16 protein-coding genes and 4 tRNA genes are annotated in these 15,935 nt (G+C 63.6%); 9 read left to right on the top strand and 11 right to left on the bottom strand.

Annotated elements, in window-relative coordinates; genetic code table 11:
* Nucleotides 1-69: 69 nt before the first annotated feature.
* From LH407_RS14185 to LH407_RS14155, 7 genes are all read right to left on the bottom strand, one after another.
* Complete coding sequence (locus tag LH407_RS14185; protein ID WP_322133338.1) at nucleotides 70-327, bottom strand: DUF167 domain-containing protein; 258 nt, start codon at nucleotides 325-327, stop codon at nucleotides 70-72.
* A 17-nt stretch (nucleotides 328-344) separates the two neighbouring features.
* The gene (locus LH407_RS14180) at nucleotides 345-530 is read right to left on the bottom strand and encodes an SGNH/GDSL hydrolase family protein (RefSeq protein ID WP_322133339.1); all 186 of its coding nucleotides are present in this window, start codon (nucleotides 528-530) and stop codon (nucleotides 345-347) included.
* 107 nt (nucleotides 531-637) lie between these two features.
* On the bottom strand, nucleotides 638-895 hold the full coding sequence (locus tag LH407_RS14175; RefSeq protein WP_322133338.1) for a DUF167 domain-containing protein: 258 nt from the start codon (nucleotides 893-895) through the stop codon (nucleotides 638-640).
* A 17-nt stretch (nucleotides 896-912) separates the two neighbouring features.
* Nucleotides 913-2,196 carry an SGNH/GDSL hydrolase family protein gene (locus LH407_RS14170; protein WP_322133340.1) on the bottom strand — a complete coding sequence of 428 codons (1,284 nt, stop codon included), beginning with the start codon at nucleotides 2,194-2,196 and terminating at the stop codon, nucleotides 913-915.
* Nucleotides 2,197-2,304: 108 nt separating this feature from the next.
* Nucleotides 2,305-2,379, bottom strand: a tRNA-Val gene (locus LH407_RS14165).
* 49 nt (nucleotides 2,380-2,428) lie between these two features.
* Nucleotides 2,429-2,499 (bottom strand) — tRNA-Cys (locus LH407_RS14160).
* Nucleotides 2,500-2,548: 49 nt separating this feature from the next.
* A tRNA-Gly gene (locus tag LH407_RS14155) sits at nucleotides 2,549-2,620 on the bottom strand.
* 103 nt (nucleotides 2,621-2,723) lie between these two features.
* Here LH407_RS14155 and LH407_RS14150 point away from each other — a divergent pair.
* Together LH407_RS14150 and LH407_RS14145 are read left to right on the top strand one after the other, a co-directional pair.
* Nucleotides 2,724-2,799 (top strand) — tRNA-Val (locus tag LH407_RS14150).
* Between the two features lie 43 nt (nucleotides 2,800-2,842).
* Nucleotides 2,843-3,715 carry an EI24 domain-containing protein gene (locus LH407_RS14145; protein WP_322133341.1) on the top strand — a complete coding sequence of 291 codons (873 nt, stop codon included), beginning with the start codon at nucleotides 2,843-2,845 and terminating at the stop codon, nucleotides 3,713-3,715.
* Here LH407_RS14145 and LH407_RS14140 read toward each other — a convergent pair.
* The 3 genes from LH407_RS14140 to zapE form a co-directional block, all read right to left on the bottom strand.
* Nucleotides 3,605-4,660 carry a hypothetical protein gene (locus tag LH407_RS14140; protein ID WP_322133342.1) on the bottom strand — a complete coding sequence of 352 codons (1,056 nt, stop codon included), beginning with the start codon at nucleotides 4,658-4,660 and terminating at the stop codon, nucleotides 3,605-3,607. The two genes, LH407_RS14145 and LH407_RS14140, sit on opposite strands and share 111 nt — an antisense overlap.
* 92 nt (nucleotides 4,661-4,752) lie before the next feature.
* Nucleotides 4,753-6,018 carry an ammonium transporter gene (locus LH407_RS14135; RefSeq protein ID WP_322133343.1) on the bottom strand — a complete coding sequence of 422 codons (1,266 nt, stop codon included), beginning with the start codon at nucleotides 6,016-6,018 and terminating at the stop codon, nucleotides 4,753-4,755.
* Between the two features lie 187 nt (nucleotides 6,019-6,205).
* Entirely contained in the window at nucleotides 6,206-7,216 is a 1,011-nt protein-coding gene (zapE, locus tag LH407_RS14130) for a cell division protein ZapE (RefSeq protein WP_322133344.1), read from the bottom strand.
* Nucleotides 7,217-7,376: 160 nt separating this feature from the next.
* On the opposite strand from zapE, the gene LH407_RS14125 reads away from it, so the two are divergent.
* Genes LH407_RS14125 through LH407_RS14115 form a run of 3 tightly spaced genes read left to right on the top strand, consistent with a single transcriptional unit; the run spans nucleotide 7,377 to nucleotide 9,442 of the window.
* Entirely contained in the window at nucleotides 7,377-8,279 is a 903-nt protein-coding gene (locus LH407_RS14125) for a sulfurtransferase (protein ID WP_322133345.1), read from the top strand.
* 9 nt (nucleotides 8,280-8,288) lie between these two features.
* Nucleotides 8,289-8,726 (top strand): SufE family protein, encoded by a 438-nt coding sequence (locus LH407_RS14120; RefSeq protein ID WP_322133346.1) that lies wholly within the window; start codon nucleotides 8,289-8,291, stop codon nucleotides 8,724-8,726.
* Nucleotides 8,723-9,442, top strand: coding sequence for a dihydrofolate reductase family protein (locus LH407_RS14115; protein WP_322133347.1), 720 nt, complete (start codon nucleotides 8,723-8,725; stop codon nucleotides 9,440-9,442). Before LH407_RS14120 ends, LH407_RS14115 begins: the two co-directional genes overlap by 4 nt.
* Here the strand turns inward: LH407_RS14115 and LH407_RS14110 are convergent.
* Nucleotides 9,414-10,565, bottom strand: coding sequence for an alpha/beta hydrolase family protein (locus LH407_RS14110; RefSeq protein WP_322133348.1), 1,152 nt, complete (start codon nucleotides 10,563-10,565; stop codon nucleotides 9,414-9,416). The two genes, LH407_RS14115 and LH407_RS14110, sit on opposite strands and share 29 nt — an antisense overlap.
* Before the next feature lie 105 nt (nucleotides 10,566-10,670).
* On the opposite strand from LH407_RS14110, the gene LH407_RS14105 reads away from it, so the two are divergent.
* From LH407_RS14105 to LH407_RS14090, 4 genes are all read left to right on the top strand, one after another.
* Nucleotides 10,671-11,258 (top strand): DUF3000 domain-containing protein, encoded by a 588-nt coding sequence (locus LH407_RS14105; RefSeq protein WP_322133349.1) that lies wholly within the window; start codon nucleotides 10,671-10,673, stop codon nucleotides 11,256-11,258.
* A complete protein-coding gene (locus LH407_RS14100) occupies nucleotides 11,251-12,507 on the top strand; it encodes an HRDC domain-containing protein (protein ID WP_407650590.1) in 1,257 nt (418 codons plus the stop codon). Before LH407_RS14105 ends, LH407_RS14100 begins: the two co-directional genes overlap by 8 nt.
* Nucleotides 12,508-12,585: 78 nt before the next feature.
* Nucleotides 12,586-13,782 (top strand): thiolase family protein, encoded by a 1,197-nt coding sequence (locus tag LH407_RS14095; protein ID WP_322133350.1) that lies wholly within the window; start codon nucleotides 12,586-12,588, stop codon nucleotides 13,780-13,782.
* A complete protein-coding gene (locus LH407_RS14090; protein ID WP_322133351.1) occupies nucleotides 13,782-15,929 on the top strand; it encodes a 3-hydroxyacyl-CoA dehydrogenase NAD-binding domain-containing protein in 2,148 nt (715 codons plus the stop codon). Before LH407_RS14095 ends, LH407_RS14090 begins: the two co-directional genes overlap by 1 nt.
* Nucleotides 15,930-15,935: the final 6 nt, after the last annotated feature.

The following is a 15,935-nucleotide window of genomic DNA, read 5'->3' as shown; positions in this document are numbered from 1 at the left end:
CGGTCGGTGAAGAGGTCGAATCCGGTCTTACTCACGCAACAACTTTAGTAGCGCGCGGCACACCCTTCGTCACGCGGTCAAGAGCTCGGTGAGACGCGCTTCACTTGCGCCGATCACCTCGAAGCGCTTCTCACGACTTCGTGCGCCGTGAGCGAGGTGAACGTCGGAGAGCCTGACCCCGAAAGCGCTCGCCAGCGCCGCCTCGACCGCGCGAGTTGCCCGTCCGTCGACCGCTCGTTCGGCGACGCGAACCACAAGCGCTCCAGCGTGCTCGCCTCCGACGCCGGGCCGGCGTGACCCGGGATGCACGTGGACGGAAATCAACACGGCATCCGCCTCCCCGATCAGTACACTCCTAGTTCGAGCAAGACCTCGTCAACTGCCTCCGCAACAGCGATGTGCCCCGACTCGTTGAGATGCACGAGATCTCCGGAATCGTACTCCTGTGACAACAGATGGTTGTCGGCGGGGTCACTCAGAAGCACATCGAGGTCGACGAAGCCGTCAACGCCGTCCGGAAGAGAGCGCACCCACTCGTTGTAGCGCAGGCGATCCTGGTAGTACTCATCGGTCGGTGAAGAGGTCGAATCCGGTCTTACTCACGCAACAACTTTAGTAGCGCGCGGCACACCCTTCGTCACGCGGTCAAGAGCTCGGTGAGACGCGCTTCACTTGCGCCGATCACCTCGAAGCGCTTCTCACGACTTCGTGCGCCGTGAGCGAGGTGAACGTCGGAGAGCCTGACCCCGAAAGCGCTCGCCAGCGCCGCCTCGACCGCGCGAGTTGCCCGTCCGTCGACCGCTCGTTCGGCGACGCGAACCACAAGCGCTCCAGCGTGCTCGCCTCCGACGCCGGGCCGGCGTGACCCGGGATGCACGTGGACGGAAATCAACACGGCATCCGCCTCCCCGATCAGTACACTCCTAGTTCGAGCAAGACCTCGTCAACTGCCTCCGCAACAGCGATGTGCCCCGACTCGTTGAGATGCACGAGATCTCCGGAATCGTACTCCTGTGACAACAGATGGTTGTCGGCGGGGTCACTCAGAAGCACATCGAGGTCGACGAAGCCGTCAACGCCGTCCGGAAGAGAGCGCACCCACTCGTTGTAGCGCAGGCGATCCTGGTAGTACTCATCGGGGATGACGAAGTCGTTGCGGCCAGGCTCCGTCGCGATGACGATCTTCGCCTCGGGATGGGCAACACGCAGCCGATCGACCGTTGCTTGGGTGTCATCCCGGACCTGGTCGAACGGGTCCCCTCTGCCGAGGCTGTTCGAAGCCGTCCAGAGCACAACAGCGTCGGTAGCGAACTCGGCGAAACGACGGGTGAGACGGTTGTCGTCGACGTAGTGATCGATCGTGCCCATCGAGACTGCGCTGTTCAGCGCCACCCCGTCGGCAAGCCGAGCCCACCGTCCCGGCCACGCGTCGGGTTCTCCGTAGGTGGGAGCCTCTCCCCCATTGCCGGGTGTTGAGAGGGAACTGCCGTAGACGAGCAAGGTCGGAGCGCGCCCTTCGTAGTCGAACTCGATCCAGATGTCGAGAAGACTGATCCCATTGCCCCATTCACCGGGCCTCGTAGCCTCGGCAACCGAATCGGCACCGCCAGAGATCCAGGAGCCTGAGAACGTGGTGACGACCGGCTGCGTACCGTCGAAGGCGGCCGCCATCGACAGCAGGTGAAACCTCTCGGCATCCAGCTCGTAGCGGTTTGAGTCGATCCACGGTCCCACGTACTCCTCGCCGTCGACAAGGAGCATCGGAGACATGATGCGGACCGGAAGCTCACTGAGCACTCCGCTCGGCTCATTGTCCGTCGCCCGTGGGTCAACCTCGTCAGGTGCGATCCAGATGCCGCCGAGTCTGACCTCCCCCGGGATGGCCTCGTCGAGCCGGAGGTTCTGATTGGCGACATGAACACGAAAACGTGTGGCGTCCTGGGTGATCTGCAGGGGCATGCGCTGGATGAAAGGAAGGATGCCCTCCTCTTCGGTGAAAACGTGCGTCGAGGTCGCACCGCCGAACGTGTACCCGGTGCGCGTCGTCTGTGCGTCCGTGGGGGACGGCTCGGGCGCAGGGACGCGATGCGCAGAGCCGAAAACGGCAACACCTACGAGACCAGCGACAGCCAGCGTGCCGACGGCACCTAGCGCGATTTTGACTGCAAGGCGACGTCTACGGGTACGACGGGGCATTTCACTCCACTCACGACGGTGAAGTGCCCCCGAAGTCCCCTGACGTTGACGCTAGCAGAGCTATCCACCGTGCGAGCACTCACGAGGCGTACTGCGGGAGTCATGTTGTGGTGGGCGATACTGGGATCGAACCAGTGACCTCTTCCGTGTCAGGGAAGCGCGCTACCGCTGCGCCAATCGCCCAGAGTTTTTCGGATCTGGTTCCGAGGTGGAAGATGCAGGAGCATCTCCGAGGTGGCGACGGGATTCGAACCCGTGTACACGGCTTTGCAGGCCGTTGCCTCGCCTCTCGGCCACGCCACCGTGTGTGTTTCAGGCCCGGTACCCGAGGGTCGTTACCTGATTCACTCCGAGCGGATGACGAGATTCGAACTCGCGACCCTCACCTTGGCAAGGTGATGCGCTACCACTGCGCCACATCCGCACTGCACTCATTGCTGGGTGCTAGACGACTGTAGCCGATGACGGCGGGCACTGCCAATTCGTGTGACGGGCGGGTCGTGAAGTTGTGGCAAGATTGAGGCCGCGGGCGATTGGCGCAGTTGGTAGCGCGCTTCCTTCACACGGAAGAGGTCATCGGTTCGAGTCCGGTATCGCCCACCAGATCATCCCTCCTCCGGCTTCGAGAGCACATAGTCTGAGTGCCGTGGCGAAGGTCGAGCAACGGCGAGGAGTCCTCCGGGACTTCGCCTCCGGGATCGGTTTTCTCTTCCGCGGCCTGCGGGTGTGGGCGACCGCGCCGAGGCTCATGGTGCTGGGGATGCTCCCCGCCCTCATAGTCGGTGCAGCCCTCGGAATCGGAATCATTGCGCTCGGAGTGAACCTCGAGGGATTGGCATCCGCCATCACCCCCTTCGCAGACACCTGGGATGAGCCCTTTCTCACCGGTGTTCGTGTGCTCGCAGGCGCGGCCCTTTTGGCGGCGGCCGTCCTCATCGCCATCTACGCGTTCACCACACTCACGCTCGCGGTCGGGAGCGTCTTCTACGAAAAGATCTGGACTCACGTCGAACGCCGATTCGGTGCCGTCCCGAGCAGCCCGGTGGGTTTTTGGACGGGGCTGTGGAGAGGGATTCTCGGCGGACTCCGCCTGGCGGTGCCGACCGTTGGGCTCGGCATCCTGCTGCTCGTGGTGGGAGCAATTCCGCTCGTCGGGCCGATCCTCGCCCCCGTTGTGGGCGCCCTGGCTGGCGGTTGGTTTCTCGCGCTCGAACTCACGGGTTTCGCCTTCGACGGCCGCGGGATGACGTTCGGGGCCAGGCGCGCAGCACTAAGGCAGCGCCGCGCGCGAACGGTCGGATTCGGCGCAGCGACGTACATATCTTTCCTCGTGCCGTTCGGCGCGGTCATCATGATGCCGGCCGCGGTGGCAGGAGCCACGCTCCTGGCACGCGAGGCACTCGGTGAGTCAGTGGCCCTCGCGACGGCGGATGATCGCCCTCTCGCCGGTCCGGAGACCCAACCACAGCAGCATGGCCACGACACCGGAGTAGGCGGCAACGGCGATGCTTCCGAATAGCTGATTCTGAACCGGCAGGATCTGGCCGGTGAAAACGAAGCCAGTGCCACTGGCGAGGATGCCGATGAGCACAACGCCAACCGCGCCTGCGATCAGGTGGGAACCCACCAAGTACCACTGGGGTTGACGCGTCACGCTGATCCAGCGAACAGTCGCGATACATGCTGCTCCCCCGGCGAGCATGCCGAACGAGACTGCGGCGAGCGGCGAAATGATGGGCGCCCCGGCCGTCACGGCAATGAGTCCACTTGTCACTCCCGCGAGCAAGCCTCCCCAGGTTGTGCTCTGATGACTCATTCGCTGCACGGCGAGCCACCCCGTCACGCCACCAGCCACCCCCAGGGCACCGTTGACCAATATGGCCGTGGACAGATCGTCAATGGCGAGTTCGCCCGCCACGAGCCAGCCGATCCACCCCACCATGAGAACGACAACGGCCACGACCACCCAGGCTTGCGGGAGCACGATCGCGCGGAGGCCCCGAGGCCGGGATACCCCGATGAGGAGGACACCCGCGACCGCAGCCCCAGCTGCGACGTTCATGATGAGCGAGCCACCATAATCCAGTGCCACCACACCCCCGAGGCCCGTGAAGAAGGTGACCATCTCGACGGGAACCGACACGAGGATCGCCCACGACAGGGCGAAGATGCTTGTGGTGATGAGAGAACCACTCCCCGATCGCACAGCTAGCGACGCGATCATGGTGGCGATGGCGCCGAGAAGTCCGATGGGCACATAGAGCGGACTCGAGACAACTCCGGGGGCAACCAGCGGAGCGATGGACAACCACGCTGCCGCCCCCAACGCCGCTGTGAGAGCCGATACGGTCATGCTGAACCCTGTCGACCGGGCGGGAGCGAAGCGCGCGTACACGACGGCAAGACTCGCGAGAACGGCGATGAGAGCGAGGGATGCCGGGAGAACCAACTGCGCGTTGTTCATCGTGTGCTCACGCTACCCGTCATTGGCTCTGGACACGCAGAGAGGGTGCCGCTCCGTGGAGCGACACCCTCTCGTGTCAGCGCTGTGCTGAGTTACTTGGTGTCGGCGAGGACGTAGCCCTCTTCGCCGTGAACCACGGTGTCGATGCCAGCGATCTCGTCCTCGTTCTTGACGCGGAAGCCCATCGTCTTCTCGATCACGAAGCCGATGATGAAGGCGAGCACGAAGGAGTACACGAGCACAGCGAGAGCCGCGATCGCCTGAACCAGAAGCTGCGTTCCGTCTCCACCGGTGAAGATGCCGGTGCCGGTCGCGAAGAAGCCGAGGTACAGGGTTCCGATGAGTCCACCGACGAGGTGGATACCCACAACGTCGAGCGAGTCGTCGAAGCCGAGCTTGAACTTGAGGTCAATGGCCAGGGCACAGACGGCACCGGCGATGACACCAAGGAGGATCGCCCACATCGGGGTCAGCGAACCACACGCGGGGGTGATGGCGACGAGACCCGCAACCGCACCGGAAGCGGCGCCGATCGACGTCGGCTTGCCGTCGCGGATCTTCTCCACGACGAGCCAGGCAAGCAGAGCAGCGGCGGGCGCGACGATCGTGTTCACGAATGCCAGCGCGGCAGTGTTGTCGGCAGCAAGCTCGGAGCCGGCGTTGAAACCGAACCATCCGAACCACAGGAGGCCAGCACCGAGAAGAACGAACGGCGGGTTGTGCGGCACGTGTGCACCCTTGGCGAAACCAACACGCTTGCCAAGGACGAGTGCGAGCGCCAGGGCCGCAGCACCGGCGTTGATGTGCACCGCGGTACCACCGGCGAAGTCGATGACGCCGAGACCGAAGACCTCCTGCAGACCATGCGTGGTCCAGCCGCCGTACGCGAATCCGCCCTCCTCAGCGAGGCCGAAGTTGAACACCCAGCTCGCAACCGGGAAGTACACGAGCGTCGCCCAGATGCCTGCGAAGACCATCCACGCGCCGAACTTTGCGCGGTCGGCGATGGCGCCGGAGACGAGAGCGACGGTGATGATTGCGAAGGTCGCCTGGAATGCGACAAAGGCGAGCGGCGGGAATGCTGCCCCCTCGGGCGCCTCAAGCACGTTCGCAAGGCCGATCGCACCGGTGTCGATCGCCCAGGGGAAGAGTGTCCCCTCAGCACCCGGGAATGCGATCGCGTAACCGTAGATCGCCCAAAGAACTCCAATGAGGCCGATCGCACCGAAGCTCATCATCATCATGCTGATGACGCTCTTCGCCTTGACGAGGCCGCCGTAGAAGAATGCCAGGCCTGGGGTCATCAACAGCACGAGTGCTGCTGCCAGGAGAATGAAGGCGGTGTTGCCCTGATCCATGTGTGTACCTCTCTTTGTTGCTGCGAAGGATGCACCGTTGGGTCCATAGGCGGGATCTCACCTCGGGTACGCCGACCAGTTTGGTCACGAGAGGTTTCGCCCGATGTGCCTCGGGTGTTTCGGTTCTGTTACGCGAAAGGGCGAAATGTAAACACTGTGTTTCGCGGACCGGCCGAGGTGCTGTGAGTTAAGCGTCGATATTGGTGAGCGCCACTAAGCGGGACGTTGCCCGCAGATACTTCTTGCGGTATCCGCCGGAGAGCATTTCTTCGGGGAAGATCGCATCCAATGCAACACCGTCCGCGATGACACGGACCTGCGCGTCGTAGAGGCGGTCGACGAAGGCAACGAAGCGCAAAGCATCCGTCTGACTTGTCAGTTCGTGCACTCCCGTCAGGCCGATCGCGGAGAGCCCGTCAACGAGCGCGACATAACGTGAGGGGTGCACACGCGCCAGGTGGGCGAGCAACTCCGTGAAGTCGTCGAGGGTCGTCGCGCCGCTCACCGCGGCGAGATCTTCAGAGACATCCGCCGAGACTGTGGCGTGGGCATCCGTCGACCGGCGGCGGTAGTCCAGTCCATCGATACGCAACGTCTCGAACTTCGCCGCGAGGGAATCGATCTCCCTCAAGAAGTCCTGCGCGGCGAATCGACCCTCCCCGAGTGCATTGGGCGGAGTGTTCGACGTCGCCGCGATGCGAGTTCCGGATGCGACGAGCTCCCCTAGCAGCCTCGCCATAAGGCGAGTGTCCCCCGGGTCGTCCAGCTCGAACTCGTCGATGCACAACAGGGAGGCACCCCGAAAGAGTTCGACGGCTCGGGCGTATCCCAGCGCTCCGACGAGAGAGGTGTACTCGATGAACGTCCCGAAGTACTTACGCCCTTTCACCATGCTCCACAGGGCCGCGAGCAAATGGGTCTTGCCGACCCCGAAGCCGCCATCGAGGTAGATTCCGGGCTTGGCCACTGGCTTACGCCTGCTGAAAAGCCCGCCGCCGGCGCCACCGCCCGTCGCGAAGGCACGCACGGCCGCGACCGCGGCTCCCTGGGAGGGATAGTCGCGATCCGGTCGGTAGGACTCGAGAGTCGCCCCGGCGAACTGCGGCGGAGGTACAAGCTGGGCAACCATCTGGTCGCCCGAGAGTTCGGGTAGCCGGTCGACGAGACGCGTGGGAGCCGTCTGATGCGGCACAGTCATGGGTTGGGTCCGGTCCCACCGATCGGCGTGGCCGAGCCGGTGCAAGTCATTGTGTCGAACTCTTACAGGCACCGCTGAATGCTCGGTCAGGGACGCGTAGATTCGACAGCGGGCGCTCCAAGACTAGCGCTCGTTCTTCCACGACAGATCCGGAGTCACCATGGCCGTCGAACTCGATCCCGCACCGCAACTCGCGCAGTTCGCGCACCCGGAACGCCTCGTCACAACGGAGTGGCTGCAGGAGCACCTGGGCACACCCGGGCTCGTTGTCGTCGAGTCAGACGAGGATGTGCTGTTGTACGAGACCGGCCACATCCCGGGGGCAGTGAAGATCGACTGGCACACCGACCTCAATGACCCGGTCCAGCGCGACTACATCGACGGCCAGGGATTCTCGGAGCTCCTCGGATCTCGCGGCATCTCACGTGACACAACCGTCGTCATTTACGGTGACAAAAACAACTGGTGGGCGGCGTACGCGCTCTGGGTGTTCAGCCTCTTCGGCCACGAGGATGTCCGACTGCTCGACGGTGGCCGCGCGAAGTGGGAGGCGGAGGGCCGCCCGTACACGACGGAGGTACCCACTCCTGCACCGGTCGACTATCCCGTCGTCGAGCGCGACGACTCGGGCATCCGTGCCTACAAAGACGACGTTCTCGCCCACCTCGGCAACCCGCTCGTCGACGTTCGATCGCCGGAGGAATACAGCGGTGAGCGCACGACGGCCCCCGCATACCCGGAGGAAGGCGCCCTGCGCGCGGGACACATCCCCAGCGCGCAGAACGTTCCCTGGGCCAAGGCCGTTGCTGACGATGGCACGTTCCGCGCCGTCGCTGAACTCGACGAGATCTACCGCACGGGTGCGGGCCTCAACGAGGGCGACGACATCGTCGCCTACTGCCGCATCGGTGAGCGGTCGAGTCACACGTGGTTTGTGTTGAAGCACCTCCTCGGCTTCGAGAAGGTACGCAACTACGACGGCTCATGGACAGAGTGGGGATCGGCGGTGCGTGTTCCCATCGTTAAGGGCGTAGAACCGGGTGAGGTTCCCTCCTCGAAGTAGGGTGAAGCCGTGACTGACCCATTACCGGCGCAACTGGCGGCAATCCGCGAGGAGTTCCTGTCGCTCGAGGTTCGAGACCGCCTGCAGTTGCTCTTGGAATTCGCCAACGAGCTTCCTGAGCTTCCCGGCCGCTATGCCGAGCATCCGGATCTCCTCGAACGTGTTGAGGAGTGCCAGTCCCCCGTGTTCATTTTCGTCGAGGTCGACGACAACCGGATCGTGCATCTCTTCGCCACCGCGCCTCGTGAAGCACCGACGACTCGCGGCTTCGCCTCGATCCTGGTGCAGGGGCTGGCGGGATTGAGCGCGGAACAAGTACTCGCCGTTCCCGACGACTACCCGGACACCATCGGTCTCACTCAAGCCGTGAGCCCTCTGCGGATCAGGGGTATGACAGCACTTCTTGGTCGAACCAAACGCCAGGTGCGAGAGAAGATCGACGCGTGATCCTCACGCGCGTGCATCCGGCTCCGACCGAGCAAATCGATACGGATGCCGCGGACTCGCGCGATCGGCTACTCGAGTGGTATCGGCCCCCGACGCACGACTGGCTGAGGATCAACCTCGTCCTCGGTATCAGCGGCAACGCGACGGGCTCCGACCACACGTCGACGTCGCTGTCCAGCCCCACCGACCGCCGCATACTCGGCGTGATACGGCAGCTGGGCGACCTGATTCTCGCGGGCGCGCAGTCGGTGCGAGCGGAGGGCTACCAGTTGCCGCGCTCCTCTCGCCTCGCGATCGTCACGTCGAGCGGCAACCTAGACGGGCATCAACTTTCTGACCCATCGGCAGTAACCGTGATCTGCCCAGAATCGGCGACGGACAGGGTTGCAACTTCTCTCCCCGGAGCCGAGGTGCTCTCGGTCCCGACCGAGGAAACCACCCTCCGTGGCGTCGACATCGTGTCGGCGGCGCGATCGGCTGGTTACCGGTCGATCGTCTGCGAGGGCGGACCGACTCTCGCCTCTCTTCTCGTGCACGAGGGCCTCGTCGACGAGCTGTGCATCACCACGAGTCCGGTACTTCGGGATGCGTCGCCCACGGGTTTTGCTGCCACCGGCGTTGGCGAGCATCCCTTGTCCCTCGAACAGCTCGTGATCGACGACGACGATTTCGTTTTTGCGCGGTGGCTCACGCGAGGTCGTTCAACCAACGACTGATCGCTCCCTCCCACCGGGGGGCGTCGTAGTTCCAGAGCTTCGTGTGCCTCGCCACAGAAAAGCGCTCGTAGGTAACGATGTCAGGCCGCGCTTCGGCCAGTGCATCCGATGCCGTAACAGGCACGTAGCCGTCGTCCTCACTATGAAAGAGCAAGATCGGTGACGTGAGTTCGTCGGCGCGTGCCACAAGATCGAGCCCATGGAGATCGAGCGGCTGCGCCTGGCCCGTGAGAACACCACCCCATGTCTCGCGAAGGAGCCCTATCGCGCCAGCGCGAACGAGCGGTGGCAACCTATTCTCGATCCCCTGAAACTGCAGAGTCGTCACCCAGTCGATCACGGGCGAATCGAGCACGATGCCGGTGATGAAGCTTGCCAGCGTGGATCGTGTGAGCGTTTGGAGGACCGTAGCCCCACCCATCGACCACCCCACGAGGACGATCTCCCGGGCACCGCGAGCTAAGGCGAACCGTATCGCGGCGTCGACATCCCTCCACTCCGTCGTTCCGAGCCCGTATCGGTGGTCCGGCGATCGTGGAGCATCGCCATCGTTGCGATACGAGATCAACAACGATGAGTAGCCAGCATTGTGAAACGTCGGCACGGAACGGAGGGTCTCTTCCCGGCGGACTGCGCGACCATGAACGTGGATCGCCCAGCGCGTCGATTCGTCGGGTGCCGGGATCAACCACGCGGGTGCTGGACCCAGATCCGTGGGAATGTCGACGTCACTCCACGGGAGGCCGAACTCTTCCGGCCCGAGATAAAACCACCCGCTGATCCGCCCTCGACGCGCCAGACTCAGATTCCCGCGATCAACGGTGATGACCTCACGGCGAACCGTGGATTGCGTGTGCTCGACAATCGCTCCGATCCGCGCGTGGCCACGCGTATCGTCGAAAAACAGACTGTATCGGCCCGGCACCTGGGAGTCGGGAGATCGTGTGAGCAGCACAGTCGAGGAATCGGCAGAGACAATTGCCTGGTCTTCGGCAGGACGCCGCGGCGGGGTCACTATGCGACGGGCGAAGTACACGGCAACGGCCGCAGCGCTCGCCGCGGCAACCACCCCGACCGCACCGAGGACCACCCCGGCGACCAAGGCACCGCGAAGGAATGACACCCGCGGTGACAACGATCCCCTCCGCAGTGACGACGATCCCCTCCGCAGTGACGACGACCGGCGTGCCTCAGAGCTTTGCATTGGCTGCAAGCATAATCTTCACTTGTGTCTGAGTCTCCGCAGTCTCCGCGACCCTTCGCTGGTGCGATCGAGGCCATTCGTTCGGCCGAACTCCGGCCAGAACTCCTGCTCTCGGAGATCCCTGCCCCCAGCACTCTCGCTCCGTGGTCTTTCGCGCTTGCCGCGGACGTTAAACCGGCTCGGCACGGCGCCGATTCTGACATGGGGACCGGCCGGTTTGTGCTCCTCTACGACCCATCGGCACCGGAGGCATGGGGCGGAGTGTTCCGCGTAATCTGCTACGTGCAGGCCCCGCTCGAGACCGAGATGGGGGTCGATCCCTTCCTCGCTGAAGTCGCATGGTCGTGGCTCATCGACGCTCTCGACAATCGCGGCGCGGCGTATAGCGCCGCATCGGGCACGGCCACGCGCATCCTGTCCACGGGATTCGGCGAGCTCGCAGCCCAGGGTGACGGTGCCCAGGTCGAAATACGTGCGTCATGGACACCCGCGGACGAACTCGTTGCGTCGCATGTGGAAAGCTGGGGTGACCTGTTGTGCATGCTTGCCGGCCTACCGCCGGCCGTTGAGGGAGTGAGTCTGTTGTCTGCCCGCCGAGTAGGACGTGAGTAGTCCGGAGGAGACGCCCGCAACGGAGCGGGCAGAGGTACCCGTTCAGGCCGAGCACGAGTTCGTCGACGTCATCGCAGACCGCGAAAGATATCTCGAGGCCGTGGACACAATCCGACAAGGTCACGGACCGATCGCGATCGATGCAGAACGCGCATCCGGCTACCGCTACTCCCAGCGCGCTTATCTCATTCAGGTCTTCCGCCGTGGATCGGGCACGTTCCTCTTCGATCCCCCAGCGATCGGCGACTTCTCCGAACTCAACGAGGCGATCATCGATGAGGAGTGGGTACTCCATGCCGCAAGCCAGGATCTGACCTGTCTTCGTGAAGTTGGGCTGGACCCTCGCCGAATTTTCGATACCGAACTCGCAGCTCGACTCGCGGGTATGCCTCGCGTCGGCCTCGGCACTGTCGTTGAAGAGCTGCTGGGCATCCACCTTGCCAAGGAGCACTCGGCCGCGGATTGGTCCACTCGCCCGCTCCCCCAATCGTGGCTGGTGTACGCCGCTCTCGACGTCGAGTTGCTCGTCGATGTGCGCGACAAATTGGATGACATCCTCTCCGAGGCCGGAAAGTCCGAGATTGCCGCGCAGGAGTTCCAGTCGGTCCTCGGTCGCGACCTCGTCATCACGCGTGCCGAGCCATGGCGCCGCCTTGGCGGGCTCCACACGGTCCGAGGTCAGCGAAATCTCGCTGTCGCTCGTGAATTATGGATCGCACGCGACGCCTACGCACGAGAGATCGATACGGCACCCGGGCGGCTCGTTCCCGACTCAGCCCTGTCAGCAGTAGCTCGAGTGTTGCCGGAGAGCAAACGTCAACTCGCGGGAATGAAAGAGTTCACCGGACGAGCCAGCCGCTCTCAGATCGACCGCTGGTGGAATGCGATCCAGGCTGGAGTAACGACCACAGACCTCCCCGCCCTTCGTGTCCAAGGTGACAGCGTCCCCCCACCCCGGGTGTGGGCGGAGAAGAACCCGGTCGCGGATGCCCGGCTCAAGAAAGCCCGCCTCGCGGTTACGACGATCGCGACGGAGATGTCGCTTCCCGTCGAGAATCTCCTGACGCCGGAGACCCTGCGCCGGGTCGCATGGACACCGCCAACGGCCGTGACGCCCGAAGCCGTGGGGCTCGCACTCGAGGAGCTTGGCGCGCGACCCTGGCAGATTGCGGCAACAGCACAGGTAATCGCGCAAGCCTTTGTCGAGGCCGACCAAAACGCCGAGCGGCCGAGCGAACCCACCTCGTAGGAAGAATCAAAGGATCACGGTCGCCCACAGGGCCGAATCTAGGATCGTGTCGACCAACGAAGTCGTAAGGGAGGCACCGTGGCCGAGACACGTGACATCGTGTTCGTCGATGGCGTCCGCACACCATTTGGGCGTGCTGGCGAAAAGGGTATGTTCTGGGAGACGAGAGCGGACGATCTCGTCGTCAAGGCGATGATCGGTCTACTGGAACGCAACCCGTCCATCCCCAAGGAACGTTTCGATGACGTGGCCATTGCCGCCACGACGCAGACCGGAGATCAGGGGCTGACCCTCGGTCGCACGGCCGCACTTCTCGCAGGCCTCCCCCGCTCCGTGCCGGGTTACGCCATCGACCGTATGTGCGCCGGCGCGATGACATCCGTCACCACCATCGCGGGAGCAATCGCTTTTGGCGCCTACGACATTGGCATCGCTGGCGGTGTCGAGCACATGGGGCGCCACCCCATGGGCTTCGGAGCCGACCCGAACCCGCGATTCCTCGCGGAGAAGCTCGTAAGCGCGGATGCCCTGAACATGGGTAACACGGCCGAACGTATCCACGACCGATTCCCACAGCTCACCAAGGAGCGTGCCGACCGTTTCGCGATGCTGAGTCAGCACAAGGCCGCAGCGGCATACGAGGCCGGAAAGATCCAGCCCGACCTCATCCCGGTGGCGATCCGAAGCGCGGAGGGCTGGGGTCTCGCGACCCGCGACGAAGCGCTACGCCCCGAGACCACCATGGAAGGCCTCGCCGGACTCAAGACTCCGTTCCGCCCACACGGTCGAGTGACCGCGGGCAACTCATCCGGCCTCAACGATGGAGCAACGGCAAGCATCATCGCCAGCGCCGACGCGGCAAAGGAACTTGGGCTCGCCCCCAAGATGCGCATGGTGAGTTTCGCTTTCGCCGGGGTCGAGCCCGAGATCATGGGTATCGGTCCCGTGCCCTCGACGGAGAAGGCCTTGCGCAAAGCTGGTCTCACCATCGACGACATCGGTTTGTTCGAACTCAACGAGGCTTTCGCCGTGCAGGTGCTTTCCCTCCTCGATCACTTTGGAATCGACGACGACGACCCCCGTGTGAATCAGTGGGGCGGTGCTATCGCGATGGGGCATCCGCTCGCCTCCTCCGGCGTGCGCCTCATGATTCAGCTCGCGGCTCAGTTTGCCGAGCGACCGGATGTCCGTTACGGGCTCACCGCGATGTGCATCGGCCTCGGCCAGGGCGGCAGTGTCATTTGGGAGAACCCGCACTACAAGGGAGCAAAGTAATGTCCATCGCCACGTCAGAACGGTTCGCCAAGCTTGCCGCGCTGTCGACCGACGAAGTCGTCACGCACTCCTACGTTCGCGATATCCCCCTCTCAGGAGGCAAAACTCTCGCTCTCGTGACCCTGGATAACGGTAAGGACCACACGCGGCCGAACACTCTCGGACCCCAGACTCTTCTCGAGTTCGCCGGAGTCCTCGATGAGCAGAAGGAACGGGCATCACGGGGGGAGATCGCCGGTCTCGCCGTCACGGGTAAGCCGTTCATCTTCGCTGCCGGCGCTGACCTCTCGAAGGTCAGTGAGATCCCCGATCGCGAAACAGGGCTCCAGATGGCTCAGCTGGGCCACTGGGCACTGGGGAAGCTGTCCGAACTCGGAGTCCCGTCGTTTGTGTTCATCAACGGACTCGCCCTCGGTGGCGGTGTGGAGATCCCGCTCAATGCGGATTACCGCACCATCGACAGCTCGGTTCCGGCGTTGGCTCTACCTGAGGTTTTTCTGGGTATCATCCCTGGCTGGGGTGGCGCGTGGCTGCTGCCCAACCTGATCGGCATCGAGAACGCGCTCAAGGTCATCATCGAGAATCCGCTCAAGAACAACCGGATGCTCAAGGGTCCTGAGGCCTTCGAACTCGGCATCGCGGACGCGATGTTTGAACCCGCGAACTTCCTCGAGGACTCGATCCGCTGGGCTGACGGAGTGATCTCCGGAAAGATCAAGGTCAAGCGCAAGAACGAGCCGGGCAAGATCGAGCGGGTCGCCAAGTGGGATATCGCCATCGGCATCGCCGAGAAGATGCTCGCAAGCCGCATCGGTCGCGTTGCGAAGTCGCCGTACCGCGCACTCGAGCTGCTCAAGGCTGCGAAGAACACCGACAAGAAAACTGGTTTCGCGGCCGAGGACGAGGCTTTGGCCGATCTCATCTCTGGCGACCAGTTTCGCGCGAGCATCTACGCGTTCAACCTCGTACAGAAGCGTGCCAAGCGGCCGGCCGGGGCTCCTGACAGGGAACTTGCGCAGAAGGTAACCCAGGTGGGCGTGATCGGCGCCGGTCTCATGGCTCGCCAGTTCGCACTGCTCTTCGTACGTCGCCTGCAGGTGCCCGTGATCATCACAGACCTCGATCAGGCCCGTGTCGACGAAGGTGTCGCGTGGATCCGCGGTGAGATCGACGAACTGCTGGGGAAGGGTCGAATCTCCGGCGACGAAGCCAACCGGCTCAAGGCCCTCATCACGGGCACAACCGACAAGGCCGATTTCGCTCAGTGCGATTGGGTGATCGAGGCGATCTTCGAGGAGCTCGAGGCCAAGCAGACCGTTTTCGCCGACGTCGAGCAGTACATCTCACCCGAGACCATCCTCGCGACCAACACCTCCTCTCTCTCGGTGGAGCAGATTGGTGCGAAGCTCAAGAACCCCGAGCGGGTCGTGGGCTTCCACTTCTTCAACCCTGTCGCCGTGATGCCACTCATCGAGGTCGTCAAGACCCCGCACACGACGGATGCGGCGCTCGCGACAGCCATGGAGACGGCGAAGAACCTCCGAAAGAACGCGGTTATCACTCGCGATACTCCCGGCTTCGTCGTCAACCGTGTCCTCGCGAAGGTGCTCGGTGAGGCGATGCACGCCGTCGAGCAGGGTACGTCGTTCGAGACGGTCGTCGAGGCAGTTCGACCGTTCGGGCTTCCCATGGATCCCTTTGTGCTGCTCGAGCTCGTGGGGCTCAAGGTTGGCGCGCACGTTCTCGACACACATCACGCTGCTTTCCCCGAGCGCTTCTTCGAAAGTGCAGCACTGCACGAGCTCGCCGACTACGGTCACATCCTGGAGAAGGATGGCAAGGGCAAAGTCAAAGGCATCGATCCGAAGGCTCAAGCAATAGTCGACCGGCACCGCCCCGCCGATGCCAAACCGCTCTCGGCCGAGGAGCTCAGGGTGCGCTTCGAAGACGGTCTCGCCGATGAGATACATCGGATGCTCGAGGACAAGGTCGTCGCGGCCGCCGAAGACATCGACCTTTGCATGATCCTGGGCGCTGGTTATCCTTTCCAGATGGGCGGCGTCACGCCGTACCTGGACCGTGTCGGTGCGTCAGAGCGAGCCTTCGGGGACACGTTCCACCACCCGCCCATCCGCGGCGTCGCGTAACGGTCT

The organism is Antiquaquibacter oligotrophicus (assembly GCF_020535405.1).
Classification (GTDB): domain Bacteria; phylum Actinomycetota; class Actinomycetes; order Actinomycetales; family Microbacteriaceae; genus Rhodoglobus; species Rhodoglobus oligotrophicus.
The sequence above is the reverse complement of the archived record's forward strand: the minus strand, read 5'-3'. Positions and strand labels throughout refer to the sequence as shown.